Source organism: Vibrio sp. 10N.261.51.A4 (assembly GCF_041471945.1).
In the GTDB taxonomy this organism is placed as follows: domain Bacteria; phylum Pseudomonadota; class Gammaproteobacteria; order Enterobacterales; family Vibrionaceae; genus Vibrio; species Vibrio crassostreae_C.
The window spans coordinates 1-23,599 of record NZ_JBFRPJ010000023.1 but is presented as its reverse complement, the minus strand read 5'-3'; the positions used below and the strand labels follow the sequence as shown (position 1 = coordinate 23,599).

Genomic DNA, 23,599 nt, shown 5'->3' with positions numbered 1-23,599 from the left:
ACTCATGCCCATATGTTGCGCAGGTAGCGTTTAGTGCAACAGTAGCAGTAATGGCATCGCGGAATTAACCCGAACCATCGTTGTACGTTAGAAAGCGATTCAGAGCGGTTCTAGGTATAGTTTAGGGAAAATCAAAGGGATATCGTCTTAAAACAAGTCTAAGATTATACGATAAGTGTGATTTATATCACATATTAACGTTAAGTATCCACAATGTCTCTGGTTTTCTGGGAGGGTTTTGTAAATTCGATTGGTGGCTGGTGGCCAAAAAACCTTGCCAAGATAATGATGGACCCTCGCCTTTAAATAGTTAGCTAAACCGATAAAGCCAGTTGACGTTATAGTTTTAGTCCTTTAATGAGTTTACCAACCGCGTCAGCATTGGCCACGAAGAGGCTGCACTGTTCTGAGTAGCATAAACCGATTTTTTGGTACAGCTTTTTGGAGACAGAAGCATCGCAATGCTGGCGGATTATCAATTGCTGCATGCCGATAACTGCGGCTATATATGTATGCGGATTGTCACTCATCCAACGTCTTAGCGTATTAACAGGCACAGCAAACCCACTCAGACGCTCAACCTTGTATGGTATCCCTAAAAGGCTATGAGTCTCATGGTGGTTCGATATTGATAGACTCACCGCGTTTTGCAGAACCGCTTTATATGTCTCCGGTTGTAACTCAATAGCTGTACACGCTGTATCAAACAGCATGGCTTTTTCAGGTGAAGTCTTGCACCAATTTTTCAGACGAGTAATCGATACATGGCAGACATTCGCAACTAAGGCGATGTCGTTTTCCATTTGATAGTTAGACATGTTCGAAGTCCTCTTGTTTAGCTTGATATGCAAGCATGCTTTCTAACGTGTTCGTTCTCTTTGCGGTCTTTTTAGTCTTTTGCTTTGACTCCGACTTACTTTCCAATATTAAGTCCTCATGCACGATTACTGGCAGTTCTAGTGACGCCGGAACAGGCACCTTCTGTGAAGTGTTTGGTAAATTAGCACAGTAACTAAGACGCGTTGAGAGATCGACTTTTGCTACTGCTTTGCTCTTCAATGTCGACCCTTCAGCTGAAATGCCTTTTGCTAAGTCAGTAAACCACTCGATTGCCTTGCTCATTCTCTCAAGCTGCTTATCCAGCATCAACTTGAAATTCGTCAGATTAGGTCGTAGGTGAGACGCAGACGGTTCAAACAATGCACCAGCTGTCTGTGGGTGATATTGCTCAATAGCTAACTTATACAAGCCAATTTGATGATCGCGAATTTGTGCTTCATCTTGACCTGATTTCTCTGCGAGTTCAATTTGCTCACGTATTGACTGAACAGCCTGAACCATAGGGCTCCACTTTTGAATAGCAGCTGTAGCCGTAGTGCTGAGATCGCTCATGGCTTTTTCAGTAACACGAGCAAGGTGGGATAAAGAAGACGCATCCAGTGAAATTTGGTTTCTTTGCGATGGGGTCAGCGCCATGCGTTGCAATTCATTAAATGAAGACAGCGCATCTTGATTGAGCAGTAACCATGCTTTGTATGCCGCTGCCCTTTGAGTGTGACTAATCTCGTGAGTATTAAACTGGACGTTAAATATCGATGTAGATAACGTATCAAACCCTTCTTCCACATATTGGTGAGCAAGATTAAACAACTGTTGAACCTGAAGCAGTGACTCTTGATGTGGCGTTCCCGCATGCAAAGCCGCCTTTACCTGCTTCCTTTGCTTATTTCTTAGTTCACGCACAACACGAAGTACACCCACTTTATCCATCCTGTGTTGCTTCATGGTAATAGCCCAAGGCTGTTTTTGGATTTCCTCAACAGACATTGATTGATAGTCCAAAGCGCCGAGTTCTGCGAACAATTGAGTACGCTTGAGAAGTTCACGGTACTTAGCGATATATGAAGGTGACACGACCACGCCCCCCATCGTATTCAACATTTCAGCTGGACACGTTGATATAAACTTTCTTACTGGGCCACGATGACGGAGCGCATGAGCTAAATGTGAATCATGTACATCCAATGCACGTTCAAAGCCACCCAGTCTCTTAAACATCTCTATGGACTGTTCGGTGACGGCGATTTTTGCACCATCCACCAGCTCTCCATGGCAGTTAATGAGCTCAGTTTGCACGCTAACTTCTTTTTCATATGCATACCCAAAGTCAACATTAAGGCCATTTAACTTATTGGCATGGGCAAGATGTAAGCGCGAATCTACTGACAATGGATAGAATTTAACGCGGGTATTCGATTTCGTAAGCTTACCATTTTGAGTTCGTACTACTCGCTTTGTGAAATGGGCTTTTGCTGACACCTTTCTCGGTTTCTCGTTATACGCCACACCTAGCACCGCACTTTTTAAATACGGGATAGAATGAGTAAGTAAAGTCGGTTTCTTTGAAGGAAACTCAGTAGCGAGGGCTTTGTTCACGAATTGCTGGGCAGATTGTAAGCTTACGAACTCACGTTGAACTAATTTATCGGAGATCGCTTCCATTACATTGTTGATGCGATTAGTGGCCAACTCAGTGAACGTGGTAGATAGATACTCTGACTCAAAAGACTTCGATACCAATTTTCCGTCAATGCGTACCTTCCCCATTTCGGGCGTACCAAAGGTAACAGACCCGATATCGACCAGATGCACTTCACCTTTGATGTTTGCACTCAGCTGATACTGGCCATCGTCAACTTGCGTGTCATTGAATGAATGTGAAACCGACATTTCCACTTTGACTGGCGTATTGTGTTGGGGATAACGCTCAAGCGTGCAATTGTTGAAGCCTGCTTCGTTAGTGATATCCGAGGTATCAATCGGGCGTCGCCAATACGACAGCAGCGCACGGTGGTTGGCCACATAATGGTTCGGTTCCTCTTTTTTGAACACAGGCATCATTACTGCTTCAGGGAGAGGATATTGCGGGTCAACTAACTTGATGGTCTTCCCCGTTTCCGCTTCCCACTCTGCATTGGTTTTCGGAAACGGAATCCATGACTCAGGTCTTAAGTGAAGATCACGCCAGATAGCAAGTGGTCTAAACGGAAGGCTTGCTATACCGTCAATGCCCCAGCGATAGCTTAGGTACACTGCGTGACGTTCAGAGAATAGTTTGATTTGTGGATTCACCGCTTGAGCTTTATACATAGCCAAATAACCACGTCTCGCTTTCGCATTCAACGTCACATCATTTTGGATCTCTACAATGCCGGGATGTGTATCCTCTTTGCCTTCGGCAATAAGTTGACGGAACTCTGCAGCCCTGTTTTCTGAAAGAATCGATAACTGAGCAAAAAGTCTGACTAACTTCTCCAAGTAGCGAGGTTTCAACACATTAGGTTGAAGTGCAATTCTGCCAAAACCAACACTGTCGTACCCTTTGGCATGCAAAGCACGAGCTCTCATGTTCGCAGACAGGCGGAACATGTAATCACGTAAACGCAAAGCTTCCTCTTGACCGAGGATGTTCCATCGGTCTTGTTTAGCTAAACTGGTTTGTGTTTTATCAATGGTGCCAACTTGAGTACAGATCAAGCACCCATATCGAGCTTTACCTGAACACCCAGCACCATGTTTTTGTCCGACTGAAATCTCACATGCTTCTTGCGCGGCATTTCCATAGATGGCCAACAACAAAGCAAAGTCGGACATGAATGCTGGAATAGCATTTTGAATACCAGGGAGGTTCTTCGTCAAAGGCTTCTTTCCGGCTAACTCTAAGGCCGTGAAGACTTCATCCGTTAACCAATCTCGGATAGGAGCGTACTGGTACAGTTGGAATTTACTGACGTCACTTTGGTCCACCAGCTCCGCCTTGAGTGCATCGATGGTCTTGTGTGCAGTACCCTGCTTCTTCATATTACGAGTACGACGTGTGCTTTCATCTTTTACGCGTGAGCCCGAAAAAGAGATAACCGGTGACGACGCGTACTGCTCCATGCCTTCCATACCTTCCATACCTTCAAATCGATTCAACATGGTTTTAATGTACTTCTCGGAAGGGATCAGCTTCAAAATTACAGTGCAGTCGCCGGACATAGACGCATTCTGAATCACTTTTTGTGCCGACAAGTAACGATTGGCGTACTCTTCATGAAAGTCAGGAGCCACACCATCATAGAAAAGGTTAATGCCACAGTCCTTCGCATAGGCTTTCAAGAACGGAGCCGCATACTCGCTGTACATCTGCATTGGCAATGCTTCTGCACCAGGATTAACGGTGCTTATCATCAGTGGACGTGAGGGTTCGATTTTTCCTTCCGCAATGCTCTGTTTGTAAGCTTCAATCAAGCACAGTGCGACCAATGTGCTGTCTTTCCCCATACTTAAGCCTTCATGACAAATATACTTCTCATCAGCTTCGATCAGGCTACGCGTCTCTCTCACCGTGTCATTGAAGCGATCAATAATCCCCATATGCAGGGCATACAATTGACTGCTTAATGCGTCTTGTGCTGTCGATACTAATAAAGTCATGTCCGATTCCCTAAGTCATCTTGAATACCTTAACTATAACGTGCATAGAGAATAATGAAAGTTTATCCCCCCGTTTTATGGGAGATTTTTCTTTCATTTTATAGACAGGGTTAGTTGTTCTACATAGACTGAAGATAAATCCAGTGAGGACAAAAATATGAACGCGAAGACAGATTTGACAGTACCATACACACCCAATCATGCTCTTAATGGCAAAGACCTAGAGGTGGTGTTCTTTATCGGGGAAGAAGGAATCAACAAGTACGGCTTTCGTACCCTCGAAGGCATTCTGTTGACCAAGGAGTTAGCCGAGCATTTCAAAAATGAAGAAAGTTCAGACAAGATACCTTCTCACTTAAAACGTCAACGTGATCTTGAAAAATCACGCAGCGAACCGCTCAAAGATTACTTTCGAACCCGCAAAAATACCATATTGCCCGGACTGGCGATTTGTTTAAGCCATCTAAAGGATGAAGAAGAGATCATTATAGGTAACCGTAGGATGCTTAAAGCCGTGATCCCTGCCGACTGTGACCGTCATATTGCCGATGGTCAAAACCGTAATGAGCTATTTCAATCTTTATTAACTGAAATGCCTGAGCTTGCGACGCAAACCCTGAGCGTGAAATTCCTTGTCTCTGATACCGACACGCTAGAGCCTGTGACTGAGCAAATAAAACAACTATTCAGTGATTTTCACTTCAATCAGAGAAAACCAACGACGAGTCTGAACCTGTACTTCGACAGCAGCAAACCTTACAGCCGGTTATTACGTCGATTTCTGGATTTAGAAGTGAACCAATTGTCCCTATGGGATCTGATCTCGGTAAGTGGAAAGCTCACCAATGGGCATCTTTTCATCTTAAAACAGCTTCAAGATTTCTTGAGCATTGCCAGCGCTTCCACAGCCGCGAAAACAAATGCATTACTCACCAAGAACCCTGAAATGACAGATCAGTTGTTCAACATGCTCAAGCCTGCGCTTACGGGCGTACTCAGTGCTATGCCAATAGGTGAAAAAGATACTGAGAATGACCCTATGTATAGCAAAGCCATTTATTTCTACGGATGCGCGTGGGTTTGTCGCTCCATCATCGAAGAAGGTATGTCTAATGGTACGGCACCAGACTGGAGTGCTCTAGAGCGCTTAAAAGCACTTCCGTTACTCAACATGAAAGACAGCTGGTGGACTAAAGCAGGCGTTGTTCAAAAGCTCCAGTTAGATAATGCAAAAGAGCCGAAATATATGATGCAAAAAGGTTCAGAGAAACTGATGGGCCGACGTTTGTGCAAAGTCTGTGGTATCTACCCGTGTGATGAAATTTAGCCTTTGGAATAAACGCTAAGGAGAGAGATTATGGAACTGAATTTACAAGCCTATCGCTGCCCGTCTGCAATGACTCAAGCTCGACTTGCTATAACTATGGCTCATTCAAGCAATGAATCCCTATGGCTTCACTCCATTGAACCGATGCTAGAGCATCATATTAAGGCTTACCTTGCTTCGGAATACCCTAACGCCACTCTTGCTGTGTTTATGGCCAAAGAGATAACAGAGGCGATGCAAGACGAATGGTTGTCTGATGACAGTTTGTTTGATGAAGATGACTTGGATGGGGCAACAGTTCAGTGCTTGTATTGCATTTCATGTCGGTGAACAACAAAGATTGAAACTTTTCTGTTACGCAGAGCTGATTGCTACGTGACGCTATAGCAAAGATTTGACAATAAAGATCAAAACTCAATTTCACTCAATAGGCCAACTTAAAGCAAGAAGTAACAATAAAGTTAGAAACTTTTAGATGCTTTTTGTCGTAGTCTGTCTTTTGTTGTAGCAAACTTTTGCCCCATTGTAAGCTAGACCTTTTACTCATTCATATCCTGTTCATGGGGTTTTTGCCCTACTAGAAGTTCTCCATTCTTCTAATGCAGGTCGCCGTGAATCCCCGTGTTGTATTACGGGGGGAAATTCCACCGTAATATTAGGTCTACTTGTCAAAATCATGAAGTCAGCTTTCACTTTACTTATGGAATGACATATCATTGCTTCTAATTTATTGATTTATAGAACTATTGATACTTTTATTACCAAAAAAGGGGGGGATGAATGACTATATTAAATGTGCAATTGAAGAACTGTTACGGAATTCCAGAATTAAAGTATGACTTCGACTTTTCTGGTCGTGGAAATCGAGCTTTTGCCATCTACGCTCCAAATGGATTAATGAAAACCTCGTTTACAAGAACATTTGATGCTTTACGGCAAGAGAAGCAACCTAAGGAAGAGAGGTTTCAGCGCCCTTCCACTGCAAATGTTAATTTCAATGGGGCTCAGATAGACCCGAATTCCATCTACGTCCTCAATTCAAACATAGATCTTACCTCTGATGACGAATCCGTCACTAACCTTTTGATCAACAGGGAAAGTAAAGAGAAATATGACTCATTAGTTAAAGATATTGAAAGTGCTAAAACTAAAATGCTTTCGAAACTTCAAAAACTTTCAAAGCTTAAAAAAGCTGACGTAGAAGAAACGATTCGTAAAGATTTCCCTGCACAGTCACTTATCGAATCTCTGCAAAACGCAAAAACTATTTCACCTACCTTCTCATCAGATAAAGTTTTTTATGCCGATGTTTTTCATCAAAACGCAATAGAAGTACTAGACAGTCCTGAGTTTGTATTGAAAGCACGAGAGTTTCTTGAACGCTATGACGATGTTTTCAAATCAAGTGGAGGCCTATATTTAAAAGGAGTTTTTAATCCTAATCAAGCTGACGCCAGTCGTGATGCTCTAGAAAAAAACGCTTTTTTCGACGCTGGGCATACCATAAAAATACAAGGTGATGCCGGAGACATTGGGCTAGAAGAATTTAAAGAAAAAATTAAAGAAGTAAACAAAGAGATAGACACGGACACAAAGCTCAAAGCTCTCAAAACTAAATTGGCAAAAAATGCTCAATCTAAGGCAATCCAAACTCTCTTAGAGTTAAGCAGTCCAACTGAAGCTGAAACCTTAATTGTTAATTTGAATCCTGGTAAACGTGACTGGTTCAAACAAGAATTATGGCGAATGTATATTGAGAAATGTCCTGAAGTAAATCTTTTTTTGTCAGCATGGGAATCGAATAAAGAACAGATCCAAAAACTTGAGGAGCAAGCTGCTCAAGAAGCCCCTCAATGGCTGGATGCAATAGAACTTTTTAACTCTCGTTTTGTCGACATGCCATTTAAGTTAGGTTTATTTAATCAATCTGACGCAATTCTAGGAAAGTCAAAAGCTGTATTGAAGTTTATATTTACAGACAAAGAAGACACTCTAGAATGCCAACGCCATGAAATATCCTCCCTCAGCCAAGGAGAACGCCGTGCATTGTACTTACTTAGCTTTATTTTTGACGTTGAGTATAGAAAAAGGGAGTCTTTAGAAACAATCTTCATAATTGACGACGTAGCTGATTCTTTCGACTATAAAAACAAGCATGCAATTTTACAGTATCTAGATGACTTGAATAAAACAGCGTTTTTTTATCAAGTAATCCTAACCCATAACTTCGACTTCTACCGTTCTCTATTGCTGTCATTTATCCCTGATAAAAGATGTCTAATGGTTAATAAATCAGAGACAGAGTTGCAACTTGTTCAATCAGAGGGTGTACGAAACATCTTTGTTGGGCTGTGGAAGAAACACGTAACAACGTCTAACTCAATTCTATATTCATGCGTGCCATTCACTAGAAACCTAATTGAGTTTACTACTGGTACGGACGATGACGGCTATCGACTTCTGACAAAGTTACTGCATTGGAAGCAAGGTTCTAGTGACATAACCGTTGGTCAATATTTCGAGGTATATAATCAGCTCTTTTCTACTGAACATAATCCTGAGAATCAGGATTCCTGTATGATTGATTTACTTTTTGACACCGCAGACTCTATCGTCAGCCAAGCTGATCATGAAGGTATTAACTTACAAGATAAAGTACTCTTATCCATAGCAATTCGAGTAAAAGCAGAGAAGTTTATTACTGAGGAATTGAGAAAAGTTAAAGGAGACGATTATTGGAGTACTCAGTTTTCCTATGGCAGGCTCTTAGGTAAAGAATTCGAAACTCAATTTCCAGATTCACACCATTTACCTACACTTAAGAAAGTTAGTGTCACCGTGTGTTCAAACATTCACTTAAACTCATTTATGTATGAGCCAATTTTAGATTTATCGATTACTCACTTGATTGACTTATACAATGAGATAAGTGGTCTTTCATAATTTAAGAGGACTATGGTTTACCACTGCAAAGCAAATGGTTGGGAATGATGCAGTAGCGTTACATAGAGGCGAACTCATCTTCAGGATTAAAGAGCAAAGTGCTTTAGGTGGTAACTTGGTAAGTGACTAATATATTATTATTTTTTAGCTATTCAGGGAGACGACTTTGCACGATTACGGAGTGTAATGGCTGAATGAATTTGGCCACTACATTAGAGGTTTGTAATACCTCGGCTAATCCGTTAACTGCTAATTTAGCGAAATCTATAGCTCAGTTATGTCCAGAACCTTCACAGATGGCACTTCGTAACTCGGAAGTGCCCCATTCCGTGCCAGCGCCGCTCAGATTCATGAATCACATTGAGGTGGTTTGGCTTACCTTTTCTTATCTGTGTAATGTCTGGTGAGTTGGGTGCTTACCATATCGTAGGCAATTTCAACTTTTAAGTAAGTATCAATATGGAGATTGACCGCGCAATCATCTTCTTTTTTGACTGTACTGTTGAATAGGTTCAACAATAAGAAAGCTTAATTTATTAGCTAATACGAAGCCTACAACCTCGAAATTGGGTATAACCTAAGGCTAAATATAAACGATAGATGCACAATTATACTGACTACAATAAACGATGAATTGGCAGGTAAGAAATTGAAAATAAAAATGACTATCTTTATCATCACCAGCGCAATTTTTAGTACAAATGTATACTCTAAACCTTCAAAACAGAAAATGTTTGAAGCCGCAATAGGCTATGCAATGTGCTCTGGTGCCTTAGCTATTTCAGGAAAAACTAATTGGAAGAATGACTCACTTACACTTTTAAAAGCATCTAAAAGTTCGTTTCAATCCATCCTGTACTACTGGCCTGATCTCGGCTCAGAGTTAGACCCAGAGAAAGTTGCCCTTCAAGTATTTCATAGTATGGAGCAGAAACTACCCTCCGAATTGAAAGCTGAAAAGTGGGCTCTAGAAGCAAAATGTGAATCGGATCTGTTACCTTTGGCCCGAATTGTTAACAGCAATTGACAACTGCGAGATTCGCCATTGTCTTGGATTGAATGGGAGTAGGTCTGTGGCTTCAGCTTTACCCTTCCTCCTCTTCAACTTCCATACATCTTTCTCAAGATACTGACCCCCAACGCTGACACCTGCTTTTTGACCAATGATAAAGTCAGACCACAAAAAACAATCCATTGCTTTCAACCAAACTTTAAGTGCTCCAAAAGAAGAGCAGTGTCATTCTATCTTCGTCCGCATTCTGTGATATTAGCCACACACTTTAGCTTTTATTAGATACTACTACGTGTACCCATATAATATTGCTACAGTAATTTTAATGACATCAATTGGAGAGTATGTCGTGCGAGCTAAAAACTATATTTTTCTTTTAATCATTAGTTTAATGTCATCAGCAAGCTACGGTGCAGGTAGTCCTTCTAGGTGGGAACATAATGAACAAGGGACCGTTTATGTTGGTTATCAAGCAGCAAATTTTCCAGAACGATTGACAAATTCCTCCCATACAATGTATCGAAACCTCATGTCGGAAGACTATTACCTAAAGACAGAGCATACATCTAATCTATACAAAAATAATGCAATTTTTTTCTTCGTTTTGACAACGCATTTTTGTATGGATAACACAATTCGTGTCAATGGGGTTAAAGTATCAGTATATGCAACAAAGTATAACGACAAATGCTACATTGATGTTAAAACCCTGAAGGGCACTGCTTTTGTTTTAGAGCAAATACAAAAAACTAAAGCCATTTCCATCGAGTTATCAAACTCTCGCAAGGTCAGTTTTTCAACGAATTATCATTCTAATGCAGTGCATAAAGCAAAGAATTATGTCCAAATACAAAATGATTATAAAAACGAAAGCGATGCACTCTGACGATTTATAGAGATTTAAATTTATAAGGCTATAGTAGAAAAACTACTTTATCAAAGTTCATGTTACTAAGTAGTAGTATAGGCATTGAAAATGAAGCAATCCAAGTCCTTTCAACGATAAAAGATTAGTAACATTTGAATAACTTAATCAAAACTTTGGAAAAGGAGCTGCGGCGAAGCTTTAAGAATCCGAAACCAAACTATACGCATATGCACGGATATACAAAGGACTTAATGATCCAACTCGCTCAAGAGTGTAATTGTCACGATACAATGAATAGCCTTATAAGTGCATTATCCGTACGTGCTAGTCAGGAGGACATTATTGTTATCATTGGAGAACTTAAATTAGAGATCTTACTGGACTCTTGATAAGGACTTGAACTACATCAGCAGTTTTTGATGCTGAGTTAATTGAATACAGTTATTGGCAGAGAAGACGATGGCGGAAGCTTGTTCATTTCCTATCACCGCAGACTCTGCGATAAGGTAAGAAATAGTCTGTACCAGTAAATCCAAACGCTCCCAAAAGTGACGTTACCATACTAAAAGTAATCCGTAATTTTACAATTGAAATGCTAACTCTAAGAAACTTTTGTCCAAAAATCTGTTTCAGCAGGAGTAGTGCTTACCCCTAAAAGTTTCAATCTTTAATGTTAAAGTTGCGAACTTTATTGTCTGAGTTTCGATCTTAGTTGTCCACCGACATTTCATTCAATGAAAACGTGGACAACCTAGCTACACCCATCCAATAAAAAAGGTGCATTTAAACGGAAGAGTCTAAATGCACCAATAACGACACAAGGACGTTCTTATATCGAGGTCATAGTCTTACCAACGCACGACCATTTGCGCTGTGGCGGTATCCCCAGAATCATCATAACCAACAACCGTCACTAACTCTGATTCGCCCGGTTGTCTTAACTCTGAAATCCGTTTACCGATATTGCGACGCTCGTTATCACCAACTGTCCAATCGTATTTGACCATTTTACCATCTAAGTCTTTACATTTTGCTTCGATACGGGCGGTCTTCGAGTACATACGGTAATCGATAGAGCACGTCGGTGGTTGGTTTGGCACCACTTCAATTGGAATGATCGCTTCCGCTTCTTGACCGTAGTTAGTGAGAATTTTCAATTTCAATTCATGGTCACCCGTTAATAGGTTCTCAATATTTGCTGATGACTTCTCTAACTCAGGTTGTAACTCACCATCGACATACCATTGATAGTCTGCCACTCGGTCTGATGGGTGACCACCTCGAATTGTCGGACGGACATTAACATCAAGTGGCGAACGTTGATAACTGTTACTATACCGTGCAGTTAAATCCACAGTGATCGGCTCAGGTTCCAATACCTCCACATATTCAGTAAAGGTGTCGTAGTTACCGCGATCATCTTCTACCGTAACCGAAATTGGGTATATACCCGGTTGTTTTGCGGTAAATCGTGCTCGATGTCCATAATCTTTCGTCAACTCCAGTCGGCCTTGTCCGTTCCACTCATACAAATAGTACTCGCGTAAATTCGCACCAATTGGACGTCGTAACCAGATCTCAATCACTGAAGGTGCAACGAGCACACGCTGTTTATACGCCACGTCGAATTGTGGGAACTGATACTCCCATACACGAACCTTATGATCGAATTCCGCATACGTTAACGCCTTGGCATCTTTAACCCACGCACGCAGTGTGAATGTATGAAAGTCAGCTCGGTCCAAATCATCATTCGTTGGAGTAAAGTCCACAACATTCGAATCAACAATGGTTCCGTCTGGTCTTACCCATTCAATTTCAAGTTCGGAGTCCATATTGGAATACGGTGTATCGACATCTCCAACCAAAGTTAACGTATCGGTGGTTTCAACATCAGTATCCCCTTTCACTCTTACTCGAACAGGTTTCGCTCGCTGAGAACGTACTGAGCGGTATTCTGTTGCCCAGCTGTGTTCATCGGTTTCATAACCAAGATACGCCGCTTTTGCGATAATCTTGTTGCTGCCTTCACCTGTTGCAGTGTATTCGAGTGTACTACCGCCTTCAGTGAACGTGACTCCACCATCAATAGACCATTTAATAAGCATATTACCGGCATCCGCCTCTTCACCTTGATCAAGAAGCGTGTACGTTCTTGTCATACCGGTGATCAGGTTTGCTGCCCCAACTAGTTCAGTTTGTGGCACTCGGTACGCCATGATTTGTACGACGTCGGTTTCTGCTATCTCCCCTGTGAAGCGATTTGGAACATGACCTTTCACCAACCAAATACCTTCTACTGAGGTACTGAAAGAAAAGCGCTTACCAGGTTCTCCATATAGATTCCACGTACTGCCATTGTCTTCCGATATGTACCATGACACTTCACCAGAGGCGTCTTTGTCATCACGGGTAAGATGTTGATATTGAATAGCGGCATTCATCGGTACAGAACCCGTTATACGCAGTGTACGCAGTTCACCTTCGATTGCCGTTCCTTTCATGATTTTCAAGGTCCCGCGTTGAGAGCGAACCATTGAAACATAATTTTCATTTGGCGATTTTAGTTTCGCTTGTGCATAGAATCGAAGGTCACCGATGTCATCTGATGAGAAGTTTACATCAAAGTCATTCACACCTGATTCGTTCATATCTTGCCAATCCGTCAGGCCATGTAGGTTCTTCTCTTTGTCCATGACAGCAATTCGAACAGACCAATCACCAAGCTCTTCAGATTTGTATACGACATCTCGGTAAAAACTACTATACAGCCCAAATTTCGATTTAACCTTGAATGTGTCAACGGTGGACGTTTCACGAGAAGTTTGCTCAACCTTGAGCCTTGCTCGTGTAGAAGGAACCGCATAAGTCTTCACCGCACTCTCAACTACTTGTTCTGGTAAACGGGCGTAATGAACTTGAACGGCATAATCATCCATCTGCCACAAATCTCGGTGGTTTGCACTGTTTCTGTCTGTGATTACCTTCGTGATAGTGTGCTCGGTGTATCGGTTGGACTGTTTGATGTATTGGCTTTCTAAGGTTTCACCATTTTTAAGGAGCGTAATGTAAATAGGCGACGCCGCTGATTTAACTCGATATCTCCCGATTCTAGATTGCCCCATCTCAACCGCATATATGCCATCTTCAAACATACCGTCGTCGTCGAAGATGATCTCTGGAGTATCTGGGGTATGAACGATTAGGCTTGTATCGTCGACTTTGATTAAGTTTTTTCGGCCTTCAGAGTCATGGATATAAATCTCAGCTTCCACTGTCGCAGGACCCGTATTTTCAAATACACCAATCAGCTCAGGGCTCGCAGTATCCCATGCTTCTTCCAAACCTTGAGGGATGACTGTCCAGTTCACGGAACAAGTCATTTGAGTCGGGTTTTTGATCCCTTGTACCGCCTCATGCTCTGACTTGAACATTCTACAAGCTCGACCTTTCGTTTGTGCGAATGTGATGTCTTGGTTCTGCACAAGTGCCACTTTGCGGTCACTGATGTTGTCGTATTCGAAGTCTAAAGGTAAGAATGAAATGGAATACTCTCTTTGAACTACGTTGTTGTTCCCGTCCTTACCACGCACAATGACTTTATGAACTGTATTAGACTCCCATGGGGTTTCCATTTTGATCGCACGAGCCATCTTGAATTCACCAATATGCTCAACGGGTACGCCATCAAGCAAAATATCAGTGATTTCATTCTCAATACTGGTTTCATCTTGCACGGTGAAAATCATATGCTCCATGAAGTTGATTTCATCACCAGTACTAAACAGCGTGTCATTGTTGTACAGACGAATCTCAGGAGGTAAACGGTCTAACTGCATTGCAGTCACTTCCTTGTCACCTCTGTTTGCAAATCTATCTAAGGCTTTTATGTTGCCTTGATAAAATCCATCTACCACTGAACTGAGCGGAATTCGATAGACAAACTTGTTGCCAATCTGTTGAGGGATACCAAAGCTGTCTACTGTCTTCTCGGTATAGGTAACGTGTTCATTTCTGAATAAATCGCCTATATCCCTACCCTCTAGCGTAACAAAATCGGATACACCGACATGATCTGTATGCTCTTCAAAGCTCAAACTAACCTTGGATGGTAACCACCACTTATTTGCTGTATCGGTACTGTGCGGCGAACTGAGAACGACTACAGCTTCATTGTTTTGGACAACCACCGTTTCTCCACCAACATCAATCGAAATATCATTGCTAGTGGTATCTCCGACAGCTTTGACAGCATACTGCTCAATAACGGGCGGTCTGTAATCCCACGCGTATTGGATCTGACTGTTCGGGGCTGATACGACATCGTATTTATCCGAGACTTTTAATGCTGTGGTAAGTTGCCCTGTCAGTGAATCGTCACCAGATAGATGAAAGGCAGAAATGGCGACCACGCATGAATCTTGGCCTTCAGGCACCTCACACGATTCACCAAACTGAGTTAAGGCCACCACCTGATCAAATGGACGAGGCTCGACCTCAACAGTAATTTTGCGAAGTTTTTCATTCTTATCGTGCGTAATGAAGCTCAAGCCTTGATATTGAGCTGAAGTAGTGTCCGTGGTGACATTTACAATCACAGGCGGAACGGGTTCAAGGATAGTGTAGGCCACGCTGTCTTCAATCAATGTGATGCGTTCTTTCTCAATACCATTGAAGTAAGAAATGCGATATGAACGGTAATGCTCTCCTGCAGCTGCGGTAGGTCGACCATCGAGCGCTAATCCATTCGCATTCCAGCTCGGGTCGGTATCACCTGTCCATTCGAAGAAACACTTTAGATTGCTACTGTCAGACGTATACGCTTCTTCTCGCACTGTTTCTAATCTACAACCAGATGCTGCGGCTTCTTTAGCTAAGGCTGAATACTCTTTCACGCCACGATAGATTTCATCAGGGTAAGTAAACTCTACTTTTGGCGGCACACTCGTTATGGAACCGATGATGTACACTGATTTCGCAACAGCAGCAGTCCCTATAACTGTTAGTGAACAACTAATAAGAATTTTGATTAACTTGTTCATAGTGCTCTTCAACTCCAAACGCAATTTCATTGGGATAGGTTAAATAAGGTCGAGAGCAATTTTTGAAATTAACAAGCCTATTTTTGAAGATTAAAGTTTTTCTCGCGGCATTCATTGTAAAGGAGGGATTTGGATTATTACCCCTTCACGACTATGAAGGGGCTGAATGAGAATGAAGACTTATGGTAAAAATATATGGATTAATAAACCTGGCGCGACCGCGATACCGAACGTGAATAAGGACAAGTATAAGTCCGTGGCTACATATGCGCCGATGTCTTTCTTTTTATCAGAAGAAGATTGTGCATTTTTAGACAGGTGTTTAGATATTTCCGTTCCAAACTTTTCAGACAATGGATGACGTCGATTTGACTGATAAATCTCAAAGACAAATTTATCAAAATGCTTGAGTTCTTGTAGACGACATTTGATAAACGGGGAGACAAGACAGTAGCATACCGCCACCAGTAAAAAGCAAATTATTGTGAGTGACATGCTATTCAATGGGTTTGTCAAAAAGACAATTATCCCCAATTGAAGAGAGATGTATCCAACAAGAAAATTTAGCGTCTTCATTCCAATACCTCCACCACAGGACTATTCACAAAGGGATCTGGCATGGAAAGCAACAACCGCCCCCCAGTTGCATTGAGCAATTCAATATTCAGCGGTTCACTTTCATCATTTGTCGCCCTAACTCCATATGTCATGGTATGGCTTTGGTCTTTAAAGGAAGTTTGATACGCAAAAAAGCAGGTGGCATTTGACGCCTCAGACTTACAAACTTTTGTTACCAAATTCACTGACTGCACCCCACCATGAGCGACAGCAAAATCAGGCCACTGAATCGCCTTTGAATCTAGTGTTGAGTTGTCCATTGCATACAGGTTTAAAATATACTCGCGTGATGATTTTTCCATCATCGTGTAATCACTGAATCGATTCGCTCTCGTTGTCCACATCATCACGGTAACAATAGTGATTAAGGCCACAAGTCCACACACCAGAAGCCATGTCACCTTCACGTTGTTGCCTGATTTTTCATTACATTGGTTAGTACTCAACATCCATAACCTCACTCATTCTAATTGCTGCTTGAGACATTGGAGCCTTGGAGTCCGTTGTTTGCCTCTAGCACGAACGAGTAGTCTTCGATGGACTTAGACCACTTATGTAAGTCCGAACAATCAAGACTCTTCAAAGCATAATTTTGCAATGAGTGAGCAAGTGGGTGTTGGACTGCAATGGAGATCGCCACAAATTGAAGCCCAGTAAGCTCCACAGACGTTTCTACGACTGAATCATAAGGAATGTTACATTGGGCGGAAGCATAGCGTGACAAATAGGCGATGGTGTCCCCACACTCCGTTCCACACGCTTCTTTGTAACGACTGATTATGTCGTCACTGGTGTTAGCCATAGCTGAACTCATGAAGACCAAAGTGCTTAAAACCATAGTTAGAATTTTCATTGCATAGTGACCATTGTTGGGGTGTGATTTTCATTGTAAGGAGCGGTAGAAATAAGTTTTTCAAACAAGGAAGGTAATTTGGACTTTAAATTGACAAGCAGGTTTTGGAGCCTGCTTGCCTATTTGGGAGATCATTTGCATAACTTATTTTCTTTCAAAGAAAGGACATTGTTATGCGGCGTTTTCGACTTGTTCTTCGTCTTCATTTTCCAAGTCATCCATGTCAGTCGCAAATGACTCGACCCGACGCGTCTCTAAAATTTTATCGATGGCTTGGTCTTGGGTGTACCCCCGCTCCATCAGAGCCGCTAATTCCATTTTGTCTTTCGGGTCCGTGGAGTACATCAGCAGCATTGCAGGAGGCGCGTAAAAACGCACAACCTCTTTGATGTCATCACCAATTTGGAAGAAGATTTCTGAGTACCTATTTTTACGGGTCCTAATCGATTTGAGAATTTCGAATTCTTGGTCTGACAATGCCACCAGCTTGTCATTTTTAACTTGATTAATCGTGTCTGATTTCTGATACAGGAAGCAACGATATACACAGTTGGCGGCTATGGCTTTACCTACAGATGAACCATACAAGTCACTCAACAATTGGGTGATAATCCAAGCACTAGCATCCACCTTCCTAAAACGCCTAAAGGCACTCTCAAGGAACGATGATACTGGGTTAGCACCTGTGGACCCTTGCTTTTCTTGAAGGAACTCCCAACACTCATCCACAATGAAGGCTTTCGAACGACGCTGAGAACCGGCTTGAGCATCACCCAAGAAGAAATGTTGGTAACACAGGTTGATGATCTGCATTAAGGCAATTACCTGCAATTCCGGTTGCGACTTCAGCTCTTCTAATTCACAGACAATGAATGGGTTGTCCAGCGTTGGGGGCGGCTTATTGACCGTAAACATATCGCCAAACATTTCGCCTTCACGGAATGGTTTTAACTGTTCACCAATGTCTTTCAGCTCTTTACGAGAGCTCGCAGAACACATATCAGCGAAGATCGTGACACTTGAGTCGCGACCATGCTTATCCCACATCAATTTCAAAATGGTCGTCATACCACGCTTCTGCAACGTCGTGAGCGTACCATTGGGCTCTGCCATCACCGACAGCATTTCCAAAATCATACCAGCCTGCCCTTCCTTACCACTGAACTCAACAATGGACGGGAAAGGGTTGAGTGAGAACTTCATATCTTGACCGAAACTGATAAATTGACCATTCAACGCTTCACACAAACGGTAGTAGCTTCGACCCACATCGATAATCATTGCCATACCACCATCGCGCTTGGCTTCAGCAATATGTTGAGCGGTCTTCATCAGCTTATCGATTTCTGACTTGGGTAAATTCATCATGTTCCATAGATGCTGGCTTGGCATCTTGCCTGACCCCAATATGCACGTCACAATGTATTGGACGAGAACCGACTTGCCCGAGCCCGACTCCGCGACAACGATACCGTTCATTGAGCCATCGGTTTCAAAAGGATTGAACCCAAACATCGACATGTCTCTGGTTACAAAGGGGATCACAGGTTTACTTGGTGAGTTGCCAGATGAACTGGAAATTATCGGGCTCATGAACGCGCAGACATCAGACGGTACTAAGTTATAGCGGTCTAATCTTTTGCGAGTCACAGGGTCTGGTGCGAAAGGTAATGAATGCAGGAACATAGGTGGAGTCATGTACTTGTCTTCTTCCAATTCGAATCCTGCAGGGGTTGAAGCTACTTTCTTGAAGCGTGCAATCTCCGTCTCTAAATGCTCCTCATCATCACCAAAAATCATAAACTGAAGATACGCATTCACCATCTTCGACTTCTTTTGCTCAATTTTGGTAAAAGCTTCATCAAAGTCAGCTCGCTGCCAACGAACAGTATCATTCCAATTTACTAATTTGTTGTTTGCCTGCATTGTCATGTATTTACGGCGACGCTTAATCTTACCCTCTTCTTTTTTAGAGTTAGGGTAATGGACATTCAATACAATCACGAAGTTCGACCATGCTGTAGAATGCCCATATCGCCAATCACTAAAGACATTCAGCATGTCACCAAAGCCCAGTGTTTTTGGGTATTCTTTGGGAGTAAGCATCGATATAGGCCGCTCATCAATGATGACCTTCGAATCGGTAAACTCGATTTTACCGCCCTGCTCCTGAACTTGATCTCGGGGCATGTAGGCTTCGTTTTTATTAACGTCTCCTTTGCGCCAAGTTGACGAGTCCTTTCTGTTCATGAGCCTTTGCATGAAGTGTAGCCAGCCCCACTGATCCATCGGGGTACAGAACAAGCCGACCTTGTTCAATGACTCTTCTGTATCAGTACGTAGATTATTGAAGTGTTTAAGTTCCTTTTTGGTAGGCACGCCAAAGTTGCCTTTGATTGGAACCTTCACTACGAAGTAACAATCAAACATGCGAGCTCGACAGTCGCTATCACCAAACCCTGATTGTGATGATTGCTGGAAGTGGTTAATCAGCCCCTTTGAAATCGAATTCAGTCTGTCGTTTGCCTCACCTGTTTGTCGACCTCCGTGGTACATAGAAAAGCTATTGGTGAAAGGGCTTAAATTATCATTCGCCCAAAACAAGACCTGAATAAACGTGTCTTCCGGCCAATCGGCCTTATAGATTTGTTCTAATAGCTCCTGTAACTCATCGTTAACGGCTGGCACCGTTTCAATCTTGTACATTAAGCCAATGTAACTGTCTTCGAGCTCGAAATATTTGTGCTTTCGGTTGTAGTCCAAGACAGGGAGAAGATCGCCAAATTTGGAATTTTCGAATTGCTTAAAAAATCGTGAAATCGCACCCATGATATATGCCCCCTTATTGACGCAGTTGATCGATTAGCGAGTTCGCATTACTTCTCGCATTCTCTCTTAACTCAGAGTCGCTGATAGCCGGTCTTGCATTGCGTGACTCGACGCCAATCTGACCATCATCATTCACATCGTAGTTTTGCTCTTGGCTTTCCTTTCTGACATGGAAGTTGACGTATTGAGAATCATTGGTCTTAGCGCTTCTATCGACGACCCAAGTTCGCTGTGTTGCTTCGATGAATCCATAACCAGGGATCTGTAAGGTTTCTTTGTCTGTATATGGACGCACCAATGTACGAACAATATCGGCAGGCTTTCGCATGGCTAGGGGTTCTGGAGCCGGAAGAAGTAAATGCTGATATGCCGCTTCGGGTGAAGCTAACGCTGGAGCTTGAGAAAAGTTTGCGTGTTGTTGGGTTTCATTCACTGATGCTGAGTCAGCCTCAATGTCCGTTCCGTATTTTTCTTTGTATTCTTTCCCTGTGATGGTTTCGCCATCTTCGTCTGTGACCATGACACGTTCGTCACCTGTCGCCTTCGCATAGTCTTCAGCATTGTTATAGACATTGGTTAGCTCATAAACTTCTCGGACGGACGCACACGCTACACCACTTTTCGCGCCTGGACACACGCCCTCTTCTTCGCCTACGACAGAACAACCGGCTAAAGTAAGCAGCGCAAATGAGATAAATATGGATTGTTTAATCATAGGTCGATTCCTTCTACGATAATGGACGTGAGTTGAGCCTTACTCGTTGGCAGCCCGATAATGGAAGATGTTTTGTTGTTGAAAAATGCAGGAAGCCCAACACGGCCCGGACTCATTATCTGTAGAGACGCGTAAGTTGAATTCACTTTGGTAATGGCTTCTTTACACTGGCTATTTGGTGGGCGGGGGTATTTAGCTTCAGACCAAGTGCCTTCATATAAGGCGTGCAGCGCTTTGTCCGGATCATCGGAACATTGGGCTAACAACGTATTTTCATACTCCTTATCATCGAAGACAGGCACGATTGCTATGCGGAATCTTTTATCAGGGTGCTGCTTCTCAAGGATCTCTACGAAGTCACCGCAATGCTTACAACCCGTTGGTGCAATAAAGAGGGTCCCACCAAAAACTTTGGCTAATGGGTTTAAGTTAAACCCCGCAAAATCTTCTTCTGGGTTGATTTTCATTTTCTTCAAGTCGACATGGGATGCCGCGTAAAGCTCTTGTGGGGAGTTTACGAATTTGGTGTGAACGGTTGAGAATAATGAACCGCCCTTGATAAGAAATTTTCCATCACCGGTGGCCAGTAACATTTCACCGGTATCCAGCTCCATCATAATTAGCTTGTCGGTTTCAATTTCATAACTTGAAACCACATTGATGTCGGCATTGAGGAAATCTTGCGTTGGGGGTTCAGCTGCGACTTGAAGGCTGGCAAGCAACCCTAAGCCCAACATACCTTGAATTTTGTTTGACCATTTCATAGCAACACTCCTAGTTAGTACCAAGAGTTTGCCAAACTTAGATCTGCATAATTTAAATTAGTGAGCCTTATTTCACGGCTTAATTGAATTTTATTGGTGACAGAGGTGAAGTGTTACATCAGAAAAGGTATTTAAATTAACGATAATCAGGGGATGAGGTTCACTTTCCCACAACTAACTATCGCAAGGTATAGTGTTGTTTAACTCCGCCTTTAGAGCTTGTATTAAAGCAAGAACAAATCGCTAATATTCATCGCACAAAATAACGTTAGATGGTATTTCAATGTCACAACCATCTTTATCTTCAATACTTATGCCGCCGAGGTGGAAATTGATTCCGAGGTAAAACCGCTCTAAACATGCTCGACCTCCTGCGTTAGTTCCTTGACCAGCAACTTCGACGTCCACATATCGATATTCGTTGTTAAATTCATCAAACACTTTTTGCCTAGATATCAAGCGACCCGTTTCATAGGCCATTATCTGACCTCGAATGCCATTTCTATACTTGGGCTTAACGTAGACCATTTCCAAAACGACTCTAATCGAATAGTACCCATCATCGTTATGTTCAAACTTACTTAAGCTGCAAAACCCGATCAATTCTTTTGGGTTTCTAGGGTCGACAAAGAAAATGAGCTCATAGAGATTCGGGTCAAGAAAACAACGTACATTAATCCCTTTCTCGCTTTCCGGTATCGACTCTCTTACACTATCAAGAGTGAATAGTTGGTTTTGAATTGGTATTGAAACCATCCAGTTATGTTCTACAATCTCAGTTTGATTAATTTGTGTATTGAAAATATCCCCGAAACTGTAAGTAGATCCGCACATTGTTTCAAATTGAATTTTCAATTGATGGAATAAATCAGAGTACTTCAATTTATCCATATGCTCTAAAGTAGAATCATCCAGATCAGAATAATTTTTGTATTTAATTAGCATAATGGTGCTCTCCGTAAATTGCTCATGCCTGACTGTCATTTATTGAGCGTGATGTCAGTTTCAGAAATTAATTCGTTTAGGTTTCTGATCCCTTTCCTGTCAGTCTTTCTAAGGTATCGGTTAGCAGACCAAGCGATAATTGTTGGTCGACCAAAATGCATTTCGACGTTCCTGACTGATTGTTGCCATTCTTTAAGTCCCCCATACCCCGTAATTGCAAGTCAGCCTCTGCCAAACTGAACCCATCAGAGTGATTGACCAACAAATCCAGTCGGTCTATGGATGGCGTTTTGAGTTGGGTAGTAGGCAGTAGGTCACAATGCCCGATACCTCCTTCCCGCGCTACGCGACCTCGGATCTGGTGCAGCGTAACCACACCAAGATTTTCAGGGTTCAGCACAACGACATAGTTCAGTTTTGGTATTGTGATCCCAACCTCAATCAATGTGGTCGCAATCAATATTTTCCCCTCACCCGACTTCATTGCATTTATGGCAGTCTCATTGTCTTGTTTAGACAACCCACCATGGGACAATTTAACGATGTCACCATACATCGCTTTCCAGTCATCAAAGAGTTGTTCAGCACTGGCTCTGTGTGAAACAGCTTGAGCTTTGGATTCACCTTTCATGGTGCTAATGATTAACACCTTGTCACCACGATTGATGCGTTCTTCAACTCGACAGATAACCTCATCGATTTGGGTATGCTCGTAACGGGTAGTGATCACTTCTCTAGGTGTGTGGTACTTGGTTAATTTGAAGTACGGCAGCATGCCAAAACTCATCATCGCTTGCGTTCTAGGAATGCACGTCGCACTCGACAACAACAGATGTGTCCGGCCATGAGTTATTAATGTGGATTCTTTTTGTTCAAGCCCCATTTTTTGCTCTTCGTCGATCCACAGTAGGTCGATAGGCATATTGTTGTGATGATGGAGCAAAGCCGTCGTACCAATCACGACACGGGTGTCTTCTGTCATCTCGTTGATGCATCGATAGCCTTTACCTACGAAGTTGTCATGCTCACTCTCAGACAATAAAAACTCGATGCCAATATCTGGCCAGCAGTTGTCGATCTCTTTATAGATTTGGGCTCCTAATATTAGGTTGGGAACCATAATGACGACACAACCACCAGCATCAACAACATGACGTGTCAGTATCGCGCCAATGACGGTCTTAAGGTATGCTAAATTACATTA

General features: G+C 42.4%; 15 protein-coding genes. 5 read left to right on the top strand and 10 right to left on the bottom strand.

The window, feature by feature from the left end; translation table 11 throughout:
- Positions 1 to 338 precede the first annotated feature (338 nt).
- Both AB4384_RS06005 and AB4384_RS06000 read right to left on the bottom strand, forming a co-directional pair.
- Positions 339 to 818, bottom strand: a complete 480-nt coding sequence (locus AB4384_RS06005) for a hypothetical protein (protein ID WP_102558272.1) — start codon at positions 816 to 818, stop codon at positions 339 to 341.
- Positions 811 to 4,479 carry a hypothetical protein gene (locus tag AB4384_RS06000; RefSeq protein WP_372129067.1) on the bottom strand — a complete coding sequence of 1,223 codons (3,669 nt, stop codon included), beginning with the start codon at positions 4,477 to 4,479 and terminating at the stop codon, positions 811 to 813. Before AB4384_RS06000 ends, AB4384_RS06005 begins: the two co-directional genes overlap by 8 nt.
- 157 nt (positions 4,480 to 4,636) lie before the next feature.
- Here AB4384_RS06000 and AB4384_RS05995 point away from each other — a divergent pair, with 157 nt between their 5' ends.
- The 5 genes from AB4384_RS05995 to AB4384_RS05975 all read left to right on the top strand — a co-directional run bounded on the left by AB4384_RS05995 (position 4,637) and on the right by AB4384_RS05975 (position 10,647).
- Complete coding sequence (locus AB4384_RS05995; RefSeq protein ID WP_102558270.1) at positions 4,637 to 5,806, top strand: DGQHR domain-containing protein; 1,170 nt, start codon at positions 4,637 to 4,639, stop codon at positions 5,804 to 5,806.
- Positions 5,807 to 5,836: 30 nt separating this feature from the next.
- On the top strand, positions 5,837 to 6,136 hold the full coding sequence (locus AB4384_RS05990; protein ID WP_102558269.1) for a hypothetical protein: 300 nt from the start codon (positions 5,837 to 5,839) through the stop codon (positions 6,134 to 6,136).
- Positions 6,137 to 6,586: 450 nt separating this feature from the next.
- Positions 6,587 to 8,749 carry a hypothetical protein gene (locus tag AB4384_RS05985; RefSeq protein WP_050612790.1) on the top strand — a complete coding sequence of 721 codons (2,163 nt, stop codon included), beginning with the start codon at positions 6,587 to 6,589 and terminating at the stop codon, positions 8,747 to 8,749.
- A gap of 661 nt (positions 8,750 to 9,410) precedes the next feature.
- On the top strand, positions 9,411 to 9,776 hold the full coding sequence (locus tag AB4384_RS05980; protein ID WP_372129065.1) for a hypothetical protein: 366 nt from the start codon (positions 9,411 to 9,413) through the stop codon (positions 9,774 to 9,776).
- Positions 9,777 to 10,086: 310 nt separating this feature from the next.
- Positions 10,087 to 10,647: a hypothetical protein gene (locus tag AB4384_RS05975; RefSeq protein WP_372129063.1), complete on the top strand. Its 561-nt coding sequence runs from the start codon at positions 10,087 to 10,089 to the stop codon at positions 10,645 to 10,647.
- Positions 10,648 to 11,030: 383 nt separating this feature from the next.
- Here the strand turns inward: AB4384_RS05975 and AB4384_RS05970 are convergent, their stop codons facing one another.
- From AB4384_RS05970 to AB4384_RS05935, 8 genes are all read right to left on the bottom strand, one after another.
- On the bottom strand, positions 11,031 to 11,165 hold the full coding sequence (locus AB4384_RS05970) for a hypothetical protein (protein ID WP_372129062.1): 135 nt from the start codon (positions 11,163 to 11,165) through the stop codon (positions 11,031 to 11,033).
- A 312-nt stretch (positions 11,166 to 11,477) separates the two neighbouring features.
- Positions 11,478 to 15,671 carry a hypothetical protein gene (locus tag AB4384_RS05965; RefSeq protein ID WP_269999708.1) on the bottom strand — a complete coding sequence of 1,398 codons (4,194 nt, stop codon included), beginning with the start codon at positions 15,669 to 15,671 and terminating at the stop codon, positions 11,478 to 11,480.
- Positions 15,672 to 16,243: 572 nt separating this feature from the next.
- A complete protein-coding gene (locus AB4384_RS05960; protein WP_081230274.1) occupies positions 16,244 to 16,738 on the bottom strand; it encodes a hypothetical protein in 495 nt (164 codons plus the stop codon).
- Between the two features lie 575 nt (positions 16,739 to 17,313).
- The gene (locus tag AB4384_RS05955; RefSeq protein WP_372129061.1) at positions 17,314 to 19,971 is read right to left on the bottom strand and encodes a TraC family protein; all 2,658 of its coding nucleotides are present in this window, start codon (positions 19,969 to 19,971) and stop codon (positions 17,314 to 17,316) included.
- Between the two features lie 13 nt (positions 19,972 to 19,984).
- On the bottom strand, positions 19,985 to 20,686 hold the full coding sequence (locus AB4384_RS05950; RefSeq protein ID WP_086714968.1) for a TraV family lipoprotein: 702 nt from the start codon (positions 20,684 to 20,686) through the stop codon (positions 19,985 to 19,987).
- Positions 20,683 to 21,450, bottom strand: coding sequence for a hypothetical protein (locus AB4384_RS05945; protein ID WP_081230270.1), 768 nt, complete (start codon positions 21,448 to 21,450; stop codon positions 20,683 to 20,685). Before AB4384_RS05945 ends, AB4384_RS05950 begins: the two co-directional genes overlap by 4 nt.
- A gap of 243 nt (positions 21,451 to 21,693) precedes the next feature.
- Positions 21,694 to 22,395, bottom strand: coding sequence for a hypothetical protein (locus AB4384_RS05940; RefSeq protein ID WP_102305741.1), 702 nt, complete (start codon positions 22,393 to 22,395; stop codon positions 21,694 to 21,696).
- 76 nt (positions 22,396 to 22,471) lie between these two features.
- The gene (locus tag AB4384_RS05935; RefSeq protein ID WP_372129059.1) at positions 22,472 to 23,515 is read right to left on the bottom strand and encodes a helicase-related protein; all 1,044 of its coding nucleotides are present in this window, start codon (positions 23,513 to 23,515) and stop codon (positions 22,472 to 22,474) included.
- Positions 23,516 to 23,599 lie beyond the last annotated feature (84 nt).